14 protein-coding genes are annotated in these 17809 nt (G+C 60.3%); 9 read left to right on the top strand and 5 right to left on the bottom strand.

The genetic code is table 11. The features are described from left to right. Window positions 1-36 precede the first annotated feature (36 nt). From FHW68_RS19225 to edd, 4 genes are all read right to left on the bottom strand, one after another. A complete protein-coding gene (locus tag FHW68_RS19225; RefSeq protein WP_183682338.1) occupies window positions 37-1506 on the bottom strand; it encodes an ATP-binding protein in 1470 nt (489 codons plus the stop codon). Further along, entirely contained in the window at window positions 1496-2227 is a 732-nt protein-coding gene (locus tag FHW68_RS19220) for a response regulator (RefSeq protein ID WP_008072948.1), read from the bottom strand. The genes FHW68_RS19225 and FHW68_RS19220 overlap by 11 nt, the downstream gene beginning before the upstream one ends. Window positions 2228-2403: 176 nt before the next feature. Continuing rightward, on the bottom strand, window positions 2404-3354 hold the full coding sequence (locus FHW68_RS19215) for a glucokinase (protein WP_183682335.1): 951 nt from the start codon (window positions 3352-3354) through the stop codon (window positions 2404-2406). Further along, entirely contained in the window at window positions 3351-5177 is a 1827-nt protein-coding gene (edd, locus tag FHW68_RS19210; protein WP_095632154.1) for a phosphogluconate dehydratase, read from the bottom strand. Before edd ends, FHW68_RS19215 begins: the two co-directional genes overlap by 4 nt. A gap of 219 nt (window positions 5178-5396) precedes the next feature. On the opposite strand from edd, the gene gap reads away from it, so the two are divergent. The 3 genes from gap (at window position 5397) to FHW68_RS19195 (ending at window position 8592) form a co-directional block, all read left to right on the top strand. Further along, window positions 5397-6398 (top strand): type I glyceraldehyde-3-phosphate dehydrogenase, encoded by a 1002-nt coding sequence (gap, locus tag FHW68_RS19205; protein WP_095632155.1) that lies wholly within the window; start codon window positions 5397-5399, stop codon window positions 6396-6398. Between the two features lie 179 nt (window positions 6399-6577). Continuing rightward, the gene (locus FHW68_RS19200; RefSeq protein WP_095632156.1) at window positions 6578-7042 is read left to right on the top strand and encodes a methylglyoxal synthase; all 465 of its coding nucleotides are present in this window, start codon (window positions 6578-6580) and stop codon (window positions 7040-7042) included. Between the two features lie 218 nt (window positions 7043-7260). Beyond that, window positions 7261-8592, top strand: coding sequence for a CoA transferase (locus FHW68_RS19195; RefSeq protein ID WP_183682332.1), 1332 nt, complete (start codon window positions 7261-7263; stop codon window positions 8590-8592). Between the two features lie 197 nt (window positions 8593-8789). Here FHW68_RS19195 and arcD (FHW68_RS19190) read toward each other — a convergent pair whose 3' ends face one another. Next, on the bottom strand, window positions 8790-10217 hold the full coding sequence (gene arcD / locus FHW68_RS19190; protein ID WP_183682329.1) for an arginine-ornithine antiporter: 1428 nt from the start codon (window positions 10215-10217) through the stop codon (window positions 8790-8792). A gap of 443 nt (window positions 10218-10660) precedes the next feature. On the opposite strand from arcD (FHW68_RS19190), the gene arcD (FHW68_RS19185) reads away from it, so the two are divergent. From arcD (FHW68_RS19185) to FHW68_RS19160, 6 genes are all read left to right on the top strand, one after another. Then, window positions 10661-12088 (top strand): arginine-ornithine antiporter, encoded by a 1428-nt coding sequence (gene arcD, locus FHW68_RS19185; RefSeq protein ID WP_095632159.1) that lies wholly within the window; start codon window positions 10661-10663, stop codon window positions 12086-12088. A gap of 35 nt (window positions 12089-12123) precedes the next feature. After that, on the top strand, window positions 12124-13380 hold the full coding sequence (arcA, locus tag FHW68_RS19180) for an arginine deiminase (RefSeq protein WP_095632160.1): 1257 nt from the start codon (window positions 12124-12126) through the stop codon (window positions 13378-13380). Between the two features lie 69 nt (window positions 13381-13449). Next, complete coding sequence (locus FHW68_RS19175; protein ID WP_007903335.1) at window positions 13450-14460, top strand: ornithine carbamoyltransferase; 1011 nt, start codon at window positions 13450-13452, stop codon at window positions 14458-14460. A gap of 191 nt (window positions 14461-14651) precedes the next feature. Further along, window positions 14652-15581 carry a carbamate kinase gene (gene arcC, locus FHW68_RS19170; RefSeq protein ID WP_095632161.1) on the top strand — a complete coding sequence of 310 codons (930 nt, stop codon included), beginning with the start codon at window positions 14652-14654 and terminating at the stop codon, window positions 15579-15581. A gap of 12 nt (window positions 15582-15593) precedes the next feature. Then, the gene (locus tag FHW68_RS19165) at window positions 15594-15956 is read left to right on the top strand and encodes a DUF5064 family protein (RefSeq protein ID WP_095632162.1); all 363 of its coding nucleotides are present in this window, start codon (window positions 15594-15596) and stop codon (window positions 15954-15956) included. A gap of 213 nt (window positions 15957-16169) precedes the next feature. Further along, entirely contained in the window at window positions 16170-17678 is a 1509-nt protein-coding gene (locus tag FHW68_RS19160) for a sigma-54-dependent transcriptional regulator (protein ID WP_183682326.1), read from the top strand. Window positions 17679-17809 lie beyond the last annotated feature (131 nt).

The raw sequence follows: 17809 nt of genomic DNA, 5'->3' as shown, positions 1-17809 counted from the left end.
TCCAACGGGGGCAAGCCCCCTCGCCACAGGGTCTTCCTAATCAACACTGCGGGGCAATTGCAACGTCACCCGCAACCCGCCTTCACGCAGGTTTTGCAGGCTGACTTCACCCCCATGGCTGTGGGCAATGTTGCGCGCAATCCCCAGCCCCAGGCCATAACCCTGCTGCTGCCCGGCCAGGCGGAAGTGCGGTTCGAACACCTGCTCCAGACGCTGCTCCGGCACGCCTGGCCCTTCATCGTCGACATGCAGGACAAACGCGCTTTCGTCGTCATCGATGTGCAGATGTGCGTTCTGCCCGTACTTCAAGGCGTTGTCGATCAGGTTGCCGATGCAACGCTTGAGCGCCAGCGGCTTGCCGGGATACGTCGCCAGCGCTCGTCCATGCTGGGTCACGCGACCATTGCCGTTGGGCGCCAGATACGGCTCCACCAAACAGTCGAGCACATGATTGAGGTCCACCGGTTCGATGTTTTCATGAATGTCGGTGTCTTTCACGCATTGCAGCGCGCCCTTGACCAGCAACTCCAGCTCATCCAGATCACGACCGAACTTGGCTTGCAGCTTTTCGTCTTCAAGCAATTCGACCCGCAACCGCAGCCGGGTAATCGGCGTGCGCAAGTCATGGGAAATGGCGCTGAACAACTGGCTACGTTCAGTCAGGTAACGGCTGATGCGCTCGCGCATGGCGTTGAAGGCGCGACCCACTTCCACCACTTCACTGCCGCCGCCCTCGGCCACCGGTTCGACTTCGGCACCCAGAGACATGTCCCGCGCCGCCCGCGCCAATCGCTTGAGGGGCCGGCTCTGCCAATGCACCAACAGGCCGATGAACAACAGCAAGAAACCGCTGGTGAGCACGATGAACCAGACCTGCTGCGCCGGCAGGCCTTGCTCTTCAAGACTGGTGTAGGGCTCGGGCAACAGCGAGGCGATGTACAGCCATTCCCCTGGGGCCATCTGGATTTGCGTGACCAGCACTGGCGGGTTCACCGGTTCCAGGGTCAACGCGTAATGCGCCCAGGAGCGCGGCAACTCATCGAGCTTCAGGCCACCGTTGAAAATCCGCAGGTCTTCGGGGCTGACGAAGGTCACCGAGATATCGGTGTCCTGACCCAGCGACTGGCGCAGCACTTCGTCCACCGCTTTTAGCACCGCTTCTTTGCGCGGGGTGATCGGCAGCACTTCCATGCCCAAGGGTTTGTCGTTGAGCGTCACCACGAACCGGGTGCCGCCCATGCTGCGTAACTGATCGAGCACCAGCGGCCGAAATGCCACCGGCAACGAGCGGAAATAACTGACGCTGGCCGTCATCGAATGGGCCAGGCTGCGGGCACTGGTGACCAGGCCTTCGAGCTGCGTGGCGCGCAATTGTGACACCCAGATCACGCTCGACAACGCCTGTGCGAACAGCACCGCCAGCAGGGTCAGCAGCAACATGCGCCCAAGCAGCGAGCGCGGTACCGGCACCCGCCCGGCGAGCTTGCGCAGGTACTCAGTGACCATTGCCGGCAACCACGTTAGCGGCCAGTTGGTAGCCACTGCCACGCACAGTACGGATCAGCCGTGGCGGCTTTTCAGTGTCGCGCAGGCGCTGGCGCAAACGGCTGACCGCCATGTCGACAATGCGATCGAGCGGCATCAGGTCACGGCCACGGGTGGCGTTGCCGATGGTATCGCGGTCGAGGATTTCCTGAGGGTGATCGAGGAACAGTTTCAGCAGCGCGAAATCGGCGCCCGAGAGAATCACTTCTTCGCCGTCGATGTGGAACAGTCGATGGCTGACCATGTCCAGCCGCCAATCATCGAAAGCCAGCACTTCACTGCCGGAACGCTCCTGACCGAACTGCGCGCGGCGCAACAAGGCTTTGATGCGTGCCTGCAATTCACGCGGGCTGAAGGGTTTGCCCAGGTAGTCGTCTGCGCCCAGTTCCAGGCCGATGACGCGGTCGGCCTCGTCGGAACTGGCGGTGAGCATGATGATCGGCACATGGGCCTGGCGCGGGTGCTGACGGATCCAGCGGCAGAGGCTGAAACCGTCTTCGTCCGGCAGCATCACATCGAGGATGACCAGGTCGCTCGGCGCCTCGTTCAAGGCCTGACGAAATCCTGCACCGTCGGGTGTGGTACGAACCTGGAAACCGGCGCGGGTCAGGTAGGTGTCCAGCAACTCGCGTATCTCTTGATCGTCATCGACCAACAAAATCGACTTGTTGACTGAGCTCACGGGGCGGCGTCCTTGTTGTTTGTGTTAGAGAGGATTATGCCTGATCGTTCAAAGATCTATGTTGTCGGTGAGGGCCTCATCGCGGGCAAGCCCGCTCCCACAAGGTTATGCGTACATTTTCAGATGTAGGTAATCCTGTGGGAGCGTGGCTTGCCCGCGATGAAGGCGACGCGGTCTCAAGCCTGATCCAACGCCACACCCGCACCAACAAGCCCGGAATACGGCGCCGTCACCAACCACACCGGAATGCCTTTGAAGTAATCGCTCATGCAGCCCTTGTCGGCGAAGCAACGGGCAAAACCGCTTTTGACGAAGAAATCGGCAAACCGTGGAATCACGCCGCCAACGATGTACACGCCACCGCGCGCTCCGGTGGTCAGGACATTGTTGCCGGCCACGCGACCGAGCCAGCAGCAGAACTGCTCGAGCACTTCCAGGGCAATCGGATCGCCCGCCAGCCCGGCCTTTGTGATCGCCTCAGGCGTGTCGAGCACAGGCGTGTGACCGTCCACCGCGCAGATCGCCCGGTAGACCCGCGGCAAACCACCGCCGCTCAACGCCGTTTCAGCACTGACATGCCCGATCTCGTTGAAGATGTGCTGCCACAGTTGGGTTTCTCGCAGACTGCTCAGCGGCAGGTCGACGTGACCGCCCTCCCCCGGCAGCGGGGCAAAACGACCTTCGCCCAGATCCAGCAAGGTGCCCACGCCCAGGCCAGTGCCCGGGCCGATCACCACCGCCGGCCGCAAGGGTTCCGGCGTGCCCTCGCAGACCACCCGAAATTCGCCCGGCTGCAAGCGGGTCATGCCCAGGGCCATCGCCGAAAAATCGTTGATCAACAGCAGCTGATCCACCTGCAAGGTCTTGCAGAACCCCTGGCGACTGAGCCGCCAGTGATTGTTGGTGAACTTGAATTCATCGCCGCTCACGGGGCCTGCCACCGACAGGCAAACAGAACCGATCGAACCCGGCGCCAGACCGAGGCCGCTCAGATAGAGCGCAATCGCCTCTTCCGGGCTGCCGTGGTCTGCCGTCGCCAGCACCTGGACCGATTCCAGCTGCTGGTTTTTCCACAACGCGAAACGTGCGTTGGTACCACCGATGTCACCGACCAGAGCCAGTTTCAATTAAGCGTCTCCAGGGCAGAAGTAAAGGCGCTGGCGCCTTGCTCTGCGGAGCTGAAGGCCATGCGCATGAAACCAAACAGTTCGCGACCGCTGCCAATGTTGTTGCCCAACAAACCTTTGGCGGGCTCGCGTGCTGCGAATTCTTCGGCGTCCACCTTAAGCTCCAGAGTGCCTTTGACGCCATCGACGCGGATGATATCGCCCTCTTGCACCCGCGCCAAAGCGCCGCCCACATAAGCTTCGGGGCTGACGTGGATCGCCGCCGGGATTTTCCCCGAGGCGCCGGACATACGCCCGTCGGTCACCAACGCAACCTTGAAACCGCGATCCTGCAACACGCCGAGGAACGGCGTCATCTTGTGCAGCTCCGGCATGCCGTTGGAACGCGGGCCCTGGAAGCGCATCACGGCGACAAAATCCTTCTCCAGCAAACCGGCCTTGAACGCATCGGCCAGGTCCTGTTGGTCCTGGAACACCATGGCTGGTGCTTCGACAATCTGGTTTTCCAGCGCGACCGCCGAGACCTTCATCACGCCACGGCCGAGGTTGCCTTCCATCACCCGCAAGCCACCCTCTGAGGAGAATGCGCGAGCGACCGGACGCAGGATGGTTTCATCGAGGCTTTCGATCGGGCCTTCGCGCCAGACCAGCTCGCCGTTTTCCAGGAACGGTTCCTGGGTGTAGCGGCTCAGGCCGTGGCCGAGCACGGTGTTGACGTTTTCGTGAAGCAGGCCGGCTTCCAGCAGTTCGCGGATCAGGAACGACATGCCGCCCGCCGCCTGGAAGTGGTTGATGTCGGCTTTGCCGTTCGGGTACACGTGGCTCAGGGTCGGCACCACCTCGGAGAGGTCGGCCATGTCCTGCCAGGTCAGCTGAATGCCCGCGGCCATGGCGATGGCTGGCATGTGCAGGGTGTGGTTGGTCGAGCCGCCCGTGGCGTGCAGGGCCACGATGGAGTTGACCAGCGAACGCTCGTCGACGATTTCGCCGATCGGCATGAAGTCGCCATTCTGCTTGGTCAGGCGCGTGACCTGGTGCGCCGCTTCGCGGGTCAGGGCATCGCGCAACGGGGTGTTCGGGTTGACGAAAGAGGCGCCCGGCAAGTGCAGGCCCATGACTTCCATCAGCAACTGGTTGGTGTTGGCGGTGCCGTAGAAAGTGCAGGTGCCAGGGCTGTGATAGGACTTCATCTCCGATTCCAGCAGCTCTTCGCGCGTCGCCTTGCCTTCGGCGTAGCGCTGACGCACATCGGCTTTCTGCTTGTTGGAAATGCCCGACACCATCGGCCCGCCCGGCACGAAAATCGTCGGCAGATGACCGAAACGCAACGCGCCCATCATCAGGCCCGGCACGATCTTGTCGCAGATGCCGAGCATCAACGCGCCGTCGAACATGTTGTGGGACAACGCCACAGCGGTGGACAAGGCGATCACTTCGCGGCTTGGCAGGCTCAGTTCCATGCCTGGCTCGCCTTGGGTCACGCCATCGCACATCGCTGGCGTGCCACCGGCGAACTGGCCGACGGAACCGATTTCGCGCAGGGCTTTTTTGATCTGTTCCGGGAAGACTTCGTACGGCTGGTGCGCCGAGAGCATGTCGTTATATGACGAAACGATGGCGATGTTGGCGGAGTTCATCATCCGCAGGCTGTGCTTGTCGTCGCTGCCACACCCGGCGACGCCATGGGCGAAGTTGGCGCATTGCAGCTTGCCGCGCATCGGCCCGTCGCTGGCGGCGCCGCGGATCAATGCAAGGTAAGCCTCACGTGTGGCGCGGCTGCGGGCGATAAGCCGTTCGGTGACCTCAAGGACGCGGGGATGCATGTGTAGAACTCCAGGCTAACGGATGTGGCGACCTGATTGTCTATGCTGACCAAGCACCGCTGTGATCGGGGTGACAGACGGTTTTCTTGATCATTCGGACCAGTTGATTCAGGTCACTCGTTGTAGATAAAACAAAATATTGCCACTAAAAAGGCTTGTTTTCTATTTTTTTGCGAATAATCTTGTAATTCCAACAACAAAACGACGGCGGCGCTGTAAATGACTCTTCGAATCGCAATCAATGGTTTTGGCCGTATCGGCCGTAATGTCCTGCGCGCACTGTATACCCAAGGTTATCGTCAGGATCTGCAGATCGTTGCGATCAACGACTTGGGCGACAGCTCAATGAACGCTCACCTGCTCAAGTACGACACCGTTCATGGCACATTCGATGCCGATGTCCAGCACGATCAGGAAAGCCTGACCGTCAACGGCGACCGTATTGCGGTCAGTGCCATTCGCAACCCGGCCGAATTGCCTTGGGCCGCGGAAAAGGTCGACGTCGTTTTCGAATGCACCGGTCTGTTCACCGACCGCGCCAAAGCTGCCGCGCATATTACGGCCGGCGCGCGCAAAGTGATTATCTCGGCCCCGGCTAAAGGCGCCGATGCCACCGTGGTTTATGGGGTTAACCACGACATCCTGCGCCAATCGCACCAGATCATTTCCAACGCCTCGTGCACCACCAACTGCCTGGCGCCGGTGGCTCAGGTGCTGCACCGCGAGCTGGGCATCGAAAGCGGTCTGATGACCACCATCCATGCCTACACCAACGACCAGAACCTGACCGACGTCTACCACACCGACCCGTACCGTGCCCGTTCGGCCACCCAGAACATGATCCCGAGCAAGACCGGTGCCGCTGAAGCGGTGGGCCTGGTGCTGCCGGAACTGGCGGGCAAACTGACCGGCATGGCGGTGCGTGTTCCGGTGATCAACGTGTCGCTGGTGGACCTGACCGTGCAGCTCAAGCGTGAAGCGTCGGCCGATGAAGTCAACGCGATGCTCAAACAAGCCAGCCAGCACTCGAAAATTCTCGGCTACAACACCCTGCCGCTGGTCTCCAGCGACTTCAACCACAACCCGCTGTCGTCGATCTTCGACGCCAACCACACCAAGTCCAGCGGCAAGCTGCTCAAAGTGCTGGCCTGGTACGACAATGAGTGGGGCTTCTCCAACCGCATGCTCGATAACTGCCTGGCGCTCTGCAACGCAGAATAAACAGCTACGTCGACACGGCCCCCGTAGGAGCTGCCGAAGGCTGCGATCTTTTGATCTTGATCTTCTCTGGATCGCTGAAATCAGGATCAAAAGATCGCAGCCTTCGGCAGCTCCTACGGGTATGTGAAACGCCGGAAGATGCGTCGGTACCGGCGCATTACGCCTGGGAGAAGCAAGCGATGATCGGTATCAGCTTTACGCAAAGAACCCTGGCAGCGCGCAAGCGTATTGCCTTGGTTGCCCACGACCACTGCAAGGTATTTTTGCTCGACTGGGCCGAGCGGCAGAAAGACAAACTCGCGCAACATGAACTGGTCGCCACCGGCACGACGGGGTTGTTGTTGCAACAACGCCTCGACCTGCCGGTGGAAAGCATGATCAGCGGTCCGCTGGGCGGCGACCAGCAACTCGGCGCGCGAATCGCCGAGCAGCGGGTCGACATGCTGGTGTTCTTCTGGGACCCGTTCGAACCGCAACCCCACGACCCGGACATCAAGGCGCTGCTGCGGGTCGCGGCGGTGTGGAATATCCCGGTGGCCTGCAACGAGTGCAGCGCCGACTACCTGCTCAGCAGCCCGTTGATGGATCAGGCTCACGAACACCGCATCCCGGATTACGCGACCTATTTGCTAGGTCGTGGATGAAGCGTGACCAGTACCGGGCGTAGCAACAATCACAAATCCTTGTGGGAGCTGGCTTGCCTGCGATGGCGGTGTGTCAGCCGAATCTCTGTTGGCTGATACACCGCCATCGCAGGCAAGCCAGCTCCCACAGAGTAGGGTATTCGGCCGGCAACCGGCGTTTTCATCTAATCGAGCGGTATTTTGAACTATGCTCGGGCTCTCGCTCCGGAGGGCCTTCGATGACTGATTTACTCACGTCCATTCAAGCCGCGCTCGGCTTGCCGCATTCCCCAATCCCGTTTACCTCGAAGGGCGCCCTGCCCTCGGCGTTTGCCGTCACCGACCTTGCCTGCGCAAGCATTGCCGCTGCCGGCCAGGCTGTCAGTGAGTGGCTGCAACAACGCACTGGCCGTTTGCCTGCTCTTGAAGTCGACCGCCGCCTGGCGTCGTTCTGGTTCGCGACGTCGATCCGCCCCGTGGGCTGGAGTGTTCCACCGTTATGGGACCCGGTTGCCGGTGACTACGCAACCAAGGACGGCTGGATCCGCCTGCACACCAACGCGCCTCATCATCGTGCCGCCGCTGAAAGTGTGCTCGGTGCCTGTGTCGACCGCACTGCAATGGCGAACAAGGTGGCGCGATGGGAGAAGTGCGATCTGGAACAGGCGGTAGTCGATGCCGGCGGTTGCGCAGCCGAAATGCGCAGCTGGGCCCAATGGCAAACGCATCCCCAAGGTTTGGCGGTGAATGCCGAGCCGTTGATTCAGTTCAGCGCCGACAGTGGCGAAAACGCAAAGCCGTGGCGGGGTTCGGTGGCGCAACCGCTGGCGGGTATCAGGGTGCTGGATTTGACCCGCGTGTTGGCCGGCCCCATTGCCAGCCGTTTTCTCGCGGGCCTGGGCGCCGATGTGTTGCGCATCGACCCACCGACCTGGAACGAACCGGGCGTGGTACCGGAAGTCACCTTGGGCAAACGCTGTGCGCTCCTTGACCTGCACGACAAGACTGATCGCGCGGTGTTCGAAAGCCTGCTCAAGGACGCCGACATCCTGCTCCACGGCTACCGCGCCGATGCACTGGAAACGTTGGGTTACGGCGTCGCCGTGCGGCAAAGACTGGCACCCGGCCTGATTGATGTGTGCCTCAACGCCTACGGTTGGGGCGGCCCCTGGCAGAACCGTCGAGGGTTCGACAGCTTGGTACAAATGAGCAGCGGGATTGCCGAAGCGGGGATGCAGTGGAAGAAAACGAACCAGCCGACGCCGCTGCCGGTGCAGGCGCTTGATCATGCCACTGGATATTTGATGGCAGCAGCGGCGATCACGTTATTGGAACGTGGCGGGTCGGCCAGATTGTCGTTGGCACGGACCGCCAAGTTGCTGATTGAGCATGGCGCGGGGACCGATGAGCCGTTGCGGGCGGAGGATGATAACGATCAAGGGCTGTTGATTGAGCAGACACCTTGGGGCCCGGCCCATCGGTTGAAGGTGCCACTGAAAATCACCGGGACACCGCTGCAGTGGGCACTGCCGGCCGGGGAATTGGGTTCCCATCGCGCGCAGTGGTGGTGACCCTTCGCGAGCAAGCCCGCTCCCACATGTGATCGCATTCCTCCAAGGAAACTCGTTCACTGTGGGAGCGGGCTTGCCCGCGAAGAGGCCCGGGAATTGACTACACCTCTCAGCTCAGCTCAATCCAGTTCGGCTCAACGATGTCCAAAGCACCCGCGCCGCCTATTCTCGACAGGATTGATACGCCAGCAACAACCTCACAACGACAACAATCCGCTGTACAACCCATAGGCCGCCAACCCCGCCCCGGCAACCACACAGCTGAAAATGCCTTTCTCCACCAACGTAAACAGCGGTTTGCCCTGCTCCCGCTTGGCCTGGGCAAACAGGATCACCCCCGGTGCATACAACAACGCCGAGAGCAGCAGGTATTTCACGCCGCCGGCATACAACAACCAAACCGCATAACACAGGGCAATACCGCCGATCAGCAAGTCTTTCGTGCGCTCGGCCGAAGCATGCTCATAGGTTTCCCCTCGCCCGCTCAACAACACCGCATACGCCGCCGACCACAGATACGGCACCAGAATCATCGATGAGGCAAGGTAGATCAGGCTGGTGTAAGTACCGGCGGAAAACAGCGTGATCAGCAGAAAAATCTGGATCATCACGTTGGTCAGCCACAATGCGTTGACCGGCACATGGTTGGCGTTCTCTTTTTTCAGGAAGGCTGGCATCGTCTTGTCTTTCGCGGTAGCGAAGAGGATTTCGGCGCACAGCAATGCCCAGGACAGCAAGGCGCCCAATAGCGAAATAGCCAGGCCGATGCTGATCAGCAGCGCGCCCCAAGGGCCGACGATATGTTCCAGCACTGCCGCCAGCGACGGGTTCTGCAAGGTGGCCAGTTCCGGCTGGCTCATGATGCCGAGGGACAACAGGTTCACCAGCACCAGCAGCGCCAACACACCGACAAAACCGATGACCGTCGCCCGGCCCACGTCCGAACGTTTCTGCGCCCTGGCCGAATACACGCTGGCGCCTTCGATACCGATGAAGACGAACACGGTCACCAGCATCATGTTGCGCACCTGGTCCATCACACCGCCGAAATTCGGGTTGCTGCGTCCCCAGATGTCGCGAGTAAAGATGTCCGCCTTGAAGGCTACGGCGGCAATCACGACGAACATGATCAGCGGCACGATCTTGGCCACGGTGGTCAGTTGATTGATGAACGCCGCTTCCTTGATTCCGCGCAGCACCAGAAAATGCACCGCCCACAGCAAAACCGACGCGCAGCCGATGGCGATGGGTGTATTGCCCTGGCCAAAGGCCGGAAAGAAATAACCGAGGGTACTGAATAGCAAGACAAAATAACCGACGTTGCCCAGCCAGGCGCTGATCCAGTAGCCCCAGGCCGACGAGAACCCCATGTAATCGCCGAAACCGGCTTTGGCGTAGGCGTACACCCCGGAGTCGAGTTCTGGCTTGCGATTGGCCAGGGTCTGAAACACGAAGGCCAGGGTCAGCATGCCCACAGCAGTGATCGCCCAACCAATCAATATCGCTCCGACCTCGGCCCGCGCTGCCATGTTTTGCGGTAAGGAAAAAATCCCGCCGCCAATCATCGATCCCACCACCAAAGCGATCAGCGCATTCAGACGAAGCTTTTGCGTCGGTTGCGACATTCAGGCGTCTCCATTATTCCGCCGCTCCATTGCGGCGAGACCTCACATAATCGTTTATTAACTAAATGGATAAAGCGTAATAACGTTATCCATTAGCGTCACGCCGGTTTATTTATAACTGATCGTGCTTTCACAACCGCCCGGAAATAGCGGTTGTGATGGGAGATTTTAATAAATCCATATCACTGAAAAATCAACGACCCCCTACCTTGCCAAAACAAAAAAACCAACTAGCGTTTATAACTGATCGGGATGCGCTTTATTTCTTTCACTTTTATTCCAAGCCTCAGGATGGGCTTTCCCGGCATTAAGCCTTTTGCCAGTAAAAGGCTTATAAATCATTAATTAACAATGGAATGTGATCATGCATTGATTTAAGTCAGATGATGGAAAAGCGAACGAATTTAATCTGTTTTTCTCTTTCGCCTGCACTGGAGTCATGCATGTCTGAATCCCCCGGTAAGTTGCGATTAGGCGCCCTGGTTGCGCTGGTAGTCGGCTCGATGATCGGTGGCGGGATTTTCTCGCTCCCCCAAAACATGGCCGCCAGTGCCGACGTCGGTGCCGTTCTTATTGGTTGGGCAATCACCGCCGTCGGCATGTTGACCCTGGCCTTCGTGTTCCAGACCCTGGCCAATCGCAAGCCAGATCTGGACGGCGGGGTGTACGCCTACGCCAAAGCCGGTTTCGGCGACTACATGGGTTTCTCGTCCGCCTGGGGCTACTGGATCAGCGCCTGGCTGGGCAACGTCGGCTATTTCGTCTTGCTGTTCAGCACCCTCGGCTACTTCTTTCCCATTTTTGGCGAGGGCAATACCGTTGCGGCCGTGATCGGCGCGTCGCTGCTGCTGTGGGGGGTGCATTTCCTGGTATTGCGCGGAATCAAGGAAGCAGCGTTCATCAACCTGATAACCACCGTCGCCAAAATCGTACCGCTGCTGCTGTTTGTCCTGATCGCGATTTTCGCCTTCAAACTGGAGATCTTCACCGCCGACATCTGGGGCCTGAAAAACCCGGATCTGGGCAGCGTGATGAACCAGGTGCGCAACATGATGCTGGTCACCGTCTGGGTGTTCATCGGCATCGAAGGCGCGAGCATCTTCTCGGCCCGCGCGGAAAAACGCAGCGACGTGGGTAAAGCCACCGTCATCGGTTTCATCACCGTGCTGCTGTTTTTGGTGCTGGTGAACGTGCTGTCCCTGGGCATCATGACCCAGCCGGAACTGGCCAAACTGCAGAATCCGTCCATGGCCGCGGTGCTGGAACACGTGGTCGGGGATTGGGGCGCGGTGCTGATCAGCGTCGGTCTGATCATCTCGTTGCTCGGCGCGCTGCTGTCGTGGGTGTTGCTGTGTGCGGAGATCATGTTCGCCGCCGCCAAGGACCACACCATGCCGGCCTTTTTGCGCCGCGAAAACGCCAACCATGTGCCGGTCAATGCGTTGTGGCTGACCAACGCCATGGTCCAGCTGTTCCTGATCATCACGCTGTTCTCGGCCAGTACTTACCTGTCGCTGATCTACCTCGCCACGTCGATGATTCTGGTGCCGTACCTGTGGTCGGCGGCGTACGCGCTGCTGCTGGCGGTACGCGGCGAGAGTTATGAAAACGCTGCGGCCGAGCGCAGGAAAGACCTGTTCATCGGCGCCATCGCATTGATCTACGCGGTCTGGCTGATCTATGCCGGCGGGGTCAAATACCTGCTGCTCTCCGCCCTGCTCTATGCCCCCGGCGTGATCCTGTTCGCCAAGGCCAAGCTTGAAGTCAACAAACCGGTTTTCACCAACGTCGAGAAGCTGATTTTCACCGCCGTAGTCGTGGGCGCCCTGGTGGCAGCTTACGGGCTGTATGACGGCTTCCTGACCCTGTAACACGCGACTCATCTGTCATCTGGAGGATCACTGTAATGACCACCGAAAAAGTTAAGTACGGCGTCCATTCCGAAGCCGGCAAGCTACGCAAAGTCATGGTTTGCTCCCCCGGCCTGGCCCATCAGCGGCTGACCCCGAACAACTGCGATGAACTGCTTTTCGACGATGTGCTGTGGGTGGCTCAAGCCAAGCGTGACCATTTCGACTTCGTCACCAAAATGCGCGAGCGCAACGTCGACGTGCTGGAAATGCACAACCTGCTGACCGACATCGTTGCAATTCCTGAAGCATTGAACTGGATCCTGGAGCGCAAGATCACCGCCAATTCGGTGGGCCTGGGTCTGGTCAATGAAACCGCTTCCTGGCTGCGCAGCCTGGAGCCGCGCAAGATCGCCGAGTTCCTGATTGGCGGTGTTTCGGCCGATGACCTGCCGGACAGTTTTGGCGGCAAGACCATCCAGATGTTCCGCGAATTTCTCGGTCATTCCAGCTTCATTCTGCCGCCGTTGCCCAATACACAATTCACCCGCGACACCACCTGCTGGATCTACGGCGGCGTGACGCTCAACCCGATGTACTGGCCGGCGCGTCGCCAGGAAACCCTGCTGACCACCGCCATCTACAAATTCCACCCGCAGTTCACCAACGCCGATTTCCAGATCTGGTACGGCGATCCGGATCAGGACCATGGCAGCGCCACCCTTGAAGGCGGCGACGTGATGCCGATCGGCAACGGCGTGGTGCTGATCGGCATGGGCGAGCGTTCGTCCCGCCAGGCCATCGGCCAATTGGCGGTCAACCTGTTCAAGAACAAAGCCGTCGAACGGGTGATCGTCGCCGGCCTGCCGAAGTCCCGCGCCGCGATGCACCTGGACACCGTGTTCAGCTTCTGCGACCGCGACCTGGTGACCATTTTCCCGGAAGTGGTGAGCCAGATCGTCGCCTTCAGCCTGCGCCCTGACGAAAGCAAACCGGGCGGCGTCGACGTTCGACGCGAAGAAACCAGCTTCCTCGACACCGTGGCCAAGGCTCTCAACCTGCCGGCGTTGCGCGTGGTGGAAACCGGCGGCAACGCCTTCGCCGCCGAACGGGAGCAATGGGACGATGGCAACAACGTGGTGGCCGTGGAACCCGGCGTGGTGATCGGTTACGACCGCAACACCTATACCAACACCCTGCTGCGCAAGGCCGGTGTAGAGGTCATCACCATCAGCGCCGGTGAACTCGGTCGCGGGCGTGGCGGCGGCCATTGCATGACCTGCCCGATCATTCGTGACCCTATCGACTATTAACCTGCGAACCCTGGCCGCCGCTTATCCCGCGCGGCCCGGGGGATAACCGATACCCGAGGAGATCCACTCATGGCTTTCAACATGCGCAACCGCAGCCTGCTGAGTTTGATGCACCACACCACTCGCGAGCTGAACTACCTGCTGGACCTGTCCCGTGACCTCAAGCGCGCCAAGTACACCGGCACCGAGCGTCCGCACCTGCAAGGCAAGAACATCGCGCTGATCTTCGAAAAAACCTCGACCCGCACCCGCTGCGCCTTCGAAGTCGCGGCCCATGACCAGGGCGCCCACGTCACCTACATCGACCCGGTGTCGTCGCAGATCGGCCACAAGGAAAGCATGAAAGACACCGCCCGCGTGCTGGGGCGGATGTTCGACGCCATCGAGTACCGTGGCTTCGAACAGGAAATCGTCGAAGAGCTGGCCAAATTCGCCGGCGTGCCGGTGTTCAACGGCCTGACCGCTGAATTCCACCCGACGCAAATGATCGCCGACACCCTGACCATGCGTGAACACAGCGACAAGCCGCTGCACGACATCAGCTACGCCTACCTCGGCGATGCCCGCTACAACATGGGTAATTCGCTGTTGATGATCGGCGCCAAACTCGGCATGGACGTGCGCATCGCCGCACCGAAAGCGCTGTGGCCACATCAGGACTTCATCGATCAGTGCAAGGCCTTCGCCGAGGAGAGCGGCGCGCGCATCACCATCACCGAAGACCCGAAAGAAGCGGTCAAGGACGTGGACTTCATCCACACCGACATCTGGGTGTCGATGGGCGAGCCGGTGGAGGCGTGGGATGAGCGCATCGAGCAACTGCTGCCCTACCAGGTCAACGCCGAGATGATGAAGGCCTCGGGCAACCCGCGGGTGAAATTCATGCATTGCCTGCCGGCGTTCCACAACAGTGAAACCAAGGTCGGCAAGGACATCGCCGCGCGCTATCCGCACCTGGCCAACGGCGTCGAAGTGACCGAAGACGTCTTCGAGTCGCCGGCCAACATCGCCTTCGAGCAAGCGGAAAACCGCATGCACACCATCAAGGCGATTCTGGTCTCGGCGCTGGCGGATATTTAAAGACTGACGCGGTGATCGTTCCTACGCTCTCCGCTGATCGTTCCCACGCTCTGCGTGGGAATGCATCCGGTGACGCTCCGCGTCACATGGGACGCAGAGCGTCCCGGGCGGCATTCCCACGGGGACCGTGGGAACGATCAGCAATGGAACGATCATCGTGTTGTTCGCTCCCTCTCTGAAAGGACTGCATTATGCGTATCGTCGTTGCTCTGGGCGGTAACGCCCTGCTCCGCCGGGGTGAACCGATGACCGCTGACAATCAGCGCGCCAACATCCGGATCGCCACCGAACAGATCGCCAAGATCCATCCCGGCAACCAATTGGTCATTGCCCACGGCAATGGCCCACAGGTCGGATTGCTGTCATTGCAGGCCGCTGCCTACACCTCGGTTTCGCCCTATCCGCTGGACGTGCTCGGCGCCGAAACCGAAGGCATGATCGGCTACATCATCGAACAGGAACTGGGCAACCTGCTGGACTTCGAAGTCCCGTTCGCAACCTTGCTGACCCAGGTCGAGGTCGACGCCAACGATCCGGCATTCCAGGCCCCCAGCAAACCCATCGGCCCGGTCTATACCAAGGCCGAAGCGGAAAAACTCGCGGTCGAAAAAGGCTGGGCGATTGCGCCGGACGGCGACAAGTTCCGCCGTGTGGTGGCCAGCCCCAGACCCAAACGCATCTTCGAAATCCGCCCGATCAAGTGGCTGCTGGAAAAAGGCAGCATCGTGATCTGCGCCGGCGGTGGCGGCATCCCGACGATGTACGGCGCCAGCGGAAAACTGCAAGGCGTGGAAGCGGTGATCGACAAGGACCTGTGTTCGGCGCTGCTGGCCGAACAGCTTGAAAGCGATCTGTTGGTGATCGCCACCGACGTCAATGCGGCGTTCATCGACTTCGGCAAACCCACCCAGAAAGCCATCGCCCAGGCCCACCCCGATGAGATGGAAAAACTCGGCTTCGCCGCCGGCTCCATGGGACCGAAGGTCCAGGCCGCCTGCGAGTTCGCCCGCCATACTGGAAAAACCGCGGTGATCGGTTCACTCTCGGACATCGAAGCGATCGTCCAGGGCAAGGCCGGCACGCGTATCAGTACCGCGACACCTGGCATAACTTACTTTTAAGGAGAGACATCAATGGCAACGTTTGAGCCCGGTCATCTGCACATCGAACGCCACGCGCTGACCCCTGATGATGTCAACTACAACGTGCACCTGGACTATGAAGTCTCGCAGGATCCCAAGAAAGGCAAAGGGATTCTGTTCACCATGCACGGCAGCATGCAGGGAAAAGACATGACGGAGACCTTCTTCTTGCCCAAGGAGGAGGCTTACAACTTCGCCAACAACGTGACGAAAATCGCCGAGAAGTACGGAATCCCGAAGACACACAGCCAGATCGGCTCGATACACAAGCATTACGATCTGATGTTTGAAGACATTCGGCAGCAGTTGAACATGAAATCCGGCGACCCGGTAAACCCCGAGCACTTCGAATAACCCACGTACCTTGTGGGAGCGAGCCTGCTCGCGATGACGGACTTTCATTCGCTATACGACCTGTAGGAGCGAGGCTTGCCCGCGAAGCTTTTAGCGGTCTTGATGGCCTCTTCGCGGGCAAGCCTCGCTCCTACAAATTTGCACGTGCATTTCACCTAAGGCCCGCCCCAAGGCATACTTGCCACCCTCCGCACTCCAGAACCCAACCGCCCCATGCGTATCCACGTCAGCTTCATCGACCGCGTCGGCATCACCCAGGAAGTCCTGGCCTTGCTGGGTGGGCGCAATCTCAATCTGGATGCGGTGGAAATGGTTCCGCCCAACGTCTACATCGACGCGCCGACATTGAGCCCGGCAGTGCTCGAAGAACTGCGCGATGCGCTTTTCAGCGTACGCGGCGTGCAAGCGGTGACGGTGGTCGACATCCTTCCCGGCCAGCGCCGTCACTTGCAGCTCGATGCGTTGCTCGCCGCCATGACCGACCCGGTATTGGCACTGGACAGTGCCGGCAAGGTGCTGCTGGCCAACCCGGCGCTGATCGCCCTGTACGGCCGCGAACCGGCGGGTGAAAGCATCAGCGAGCTATTTGCCGACCCGGCGCTGCTCGACGCATTGCTGGAAAACGGCTTCCGCCTGCCGCTGCGCGAGATCACCGTCAATGGCCAGACCCTGCTGCTGGACGCAACGCCGATCACCGACGCCGGCGCCTTGCTGACCCTGTATCAACCGAACCGCATCGGTGAACGCCTCTCGGCGCTGCACCACGACCACGCCGAAGGCTTCGATGCCCTGCTCGGCGAATCCCCGGCGATCCGTACACTCAAGGCTCGCGCCCAACGGGTTGCGGCCCTCGATGCACCGTTGCTGATCCAGGGCGAGACCGGCACCGGCAAAGAACTGGTAGCCCGCGCCTGCCACGCCATCAGCGCCCGCCACGGCTCGCCATTCCTGGCCTTGAACTGCGCAGCGCTGCCGGAAAACCTCGCCGAAAGCGAGCTGTTCGGCTATGCCCCCGGCGCCTTCACCGGCGCGCAACGGGGCGGCAAACCGGGGCTGATGGAACTGGCCAACCAGGGCACGGTATTTCTCGACGAGATCGGTGAAATGTCACCGTACTTACAGGCGAAACTGCTGCGCTTTCTCAACGACGGCAGCTTCCGACGGGTTGGTGGCGATCGCGAAGTGAAGGTCAATGTGCGGATCCTCAGCGCGACTCACCGCGATCTGGAAAAAATGGTCAGCGAAGGCACCTTCCGCGAAGACCTGTTTTATCGCCTCAATGTGCTGAATGTCGAAGTCCCGCCGTTGCGCGAGCGAGGCCAGGACATTCTGCTGCTGGCGCGCTACTTCATGCAGCAGGCCTGCGCTCAAATCCAGCGCCCGGTCTGTCGACTGGCGCCGGGCACTTATCCGGCACTGCTGGACAATCGCTGGCCGGGGAACGTGCGGCAATTGCAGAACGTAATCTTCCGTGCCGCGGCGATTTGCGAAAGCAGCCTGGTGGACATCGGCGACCTCGACATCGCTGGCACCTCCGTGGCGCGCCAGAGCGACAACGAGGTCGACAGCCTTGAACAGGCTATGGAGGAGTTCGAGAAAACCCTGCTGGAAAAGCTCTACGTCAGCTACCCCTCGACCCGCCAACTGGCCAGCCGCCTGCAAACCTCCCACACCGCGATCGCCCATCGGTTGCGTAAGTACGGTATACCCAACAAACCCTGAAGCTCCTTTGCCTTCGGCCGTATCGGGCCATGCGCTTATCCATGTAGGAGCTGCCGAAGGCTGCGATCTTTTGACTTTCGCTTTGTGGTGCCAGGGACAAGATCGCAGCCTTCGGCAGCTCCTACGGGTCG

Origin of the sequence: Pseudomonas sp. Tn43, assembly GCF_014192635.1 — a bacterium.
In the GTDB taxonomy this organism is placed as follows: Bacteria; Pseudomonadota; Gammaproteobacteria; order Pseudomonadales; family Pseudomonadaceae; genus Aquipseudomonas.
This window is presented reverse-complemented; position numbering and strand designations above follow the sequence as displayed.

What these genes read in the sequence shown, in the direction of transcription:
- gap (WP_095632155.1), top strand. Translation starts at nt 5,397, where the DNA reads ATGACTCTTCGAATCGCAATCAATGGTTTTGGCCGTATCGGCCGTAAT.
- edd (WP_095632154.1), bottom strand. Translation starts at nt 5,177, where the DNA reads ATGCATCCCCGCGTCCTTGAGGTCACCGAACGGCTTATCGCCCGCAGC.
- FHW68_RS19160 (WP_183682326.1), top strand. Translation starts at nt 16,170, where the DNA reads ATGCGTATCCACGTCAGCTTCATCGACCGCGTCGGCATCACCCAGGAA.
- FHW68_RS19200 (WP_095632156.1), top strand. Translation starts at nt 6,578, where the DNA reads ATGATCGGTATCAGCTTTACGCAAAGAACCCTGGCAGCGCGCAAGCGT.
- FHW68_RS19225 (WP_183682338.1), bottom strand. Translation starts at nt 1,506, where the DNA reads ATGGTCACTGAGTACCTGCGCAAGCTCGCCGGGCGGGTGCCGGTACCG.
- FHW68_RS19195 (WP_183682332.1), top strand. Translation starts at nt 7,261, where the DNA reads ATGACTGATTTACTCACGTCCATTCAAGCCGCGCTCGGCTTGCCGCAT.
- arcA (WP_095632160.1), top strand. Translation starts at nt 12,124, where the DNA reads ATGACCACCGAAAAAGTTAAGTACGGCGTCCATTCCGAAGCCGGCAAG.
- FHW68_RS19165 (WP_095632162.1), top strand. Translation starts at nt 15,594, where the DNA reads ATGGCAACGTTTGAGCCCGGTCATCTGCACATCGAACGCCACGCGCTG.
- arcC (WP_095632161.1), top strand. Translation starts at nt 14,652, where the DNA reads ATGCGTATCGTCGTTGCTCTGGGCGGTAACGCCCTGCTCCGCCGGGGT.
- FHW68_RS19175 (WP_007903335.1), top strand. Translation starts at nt 13,450, where the DNA reads ATGGCTTTCAACATGCGCAACCGCAGCCTGCTGAGTTTGATGCACCAC.
- arcD (WP_183682329.1), bottom strand. Translation starts at nt 10,217, where the DNA reads ATGTCGCAACCGACGCAAAAGCTTCGTCTGAATGCGCTGATCGCTTTG.
- arcD (WP_095632159.1), top strand. Translation starts at nt 10,661, where the DNA reads ATGTCTGAATCCCCCGGTAAGTTGCGATTAGGCGCCCTGGTTGCGCTG.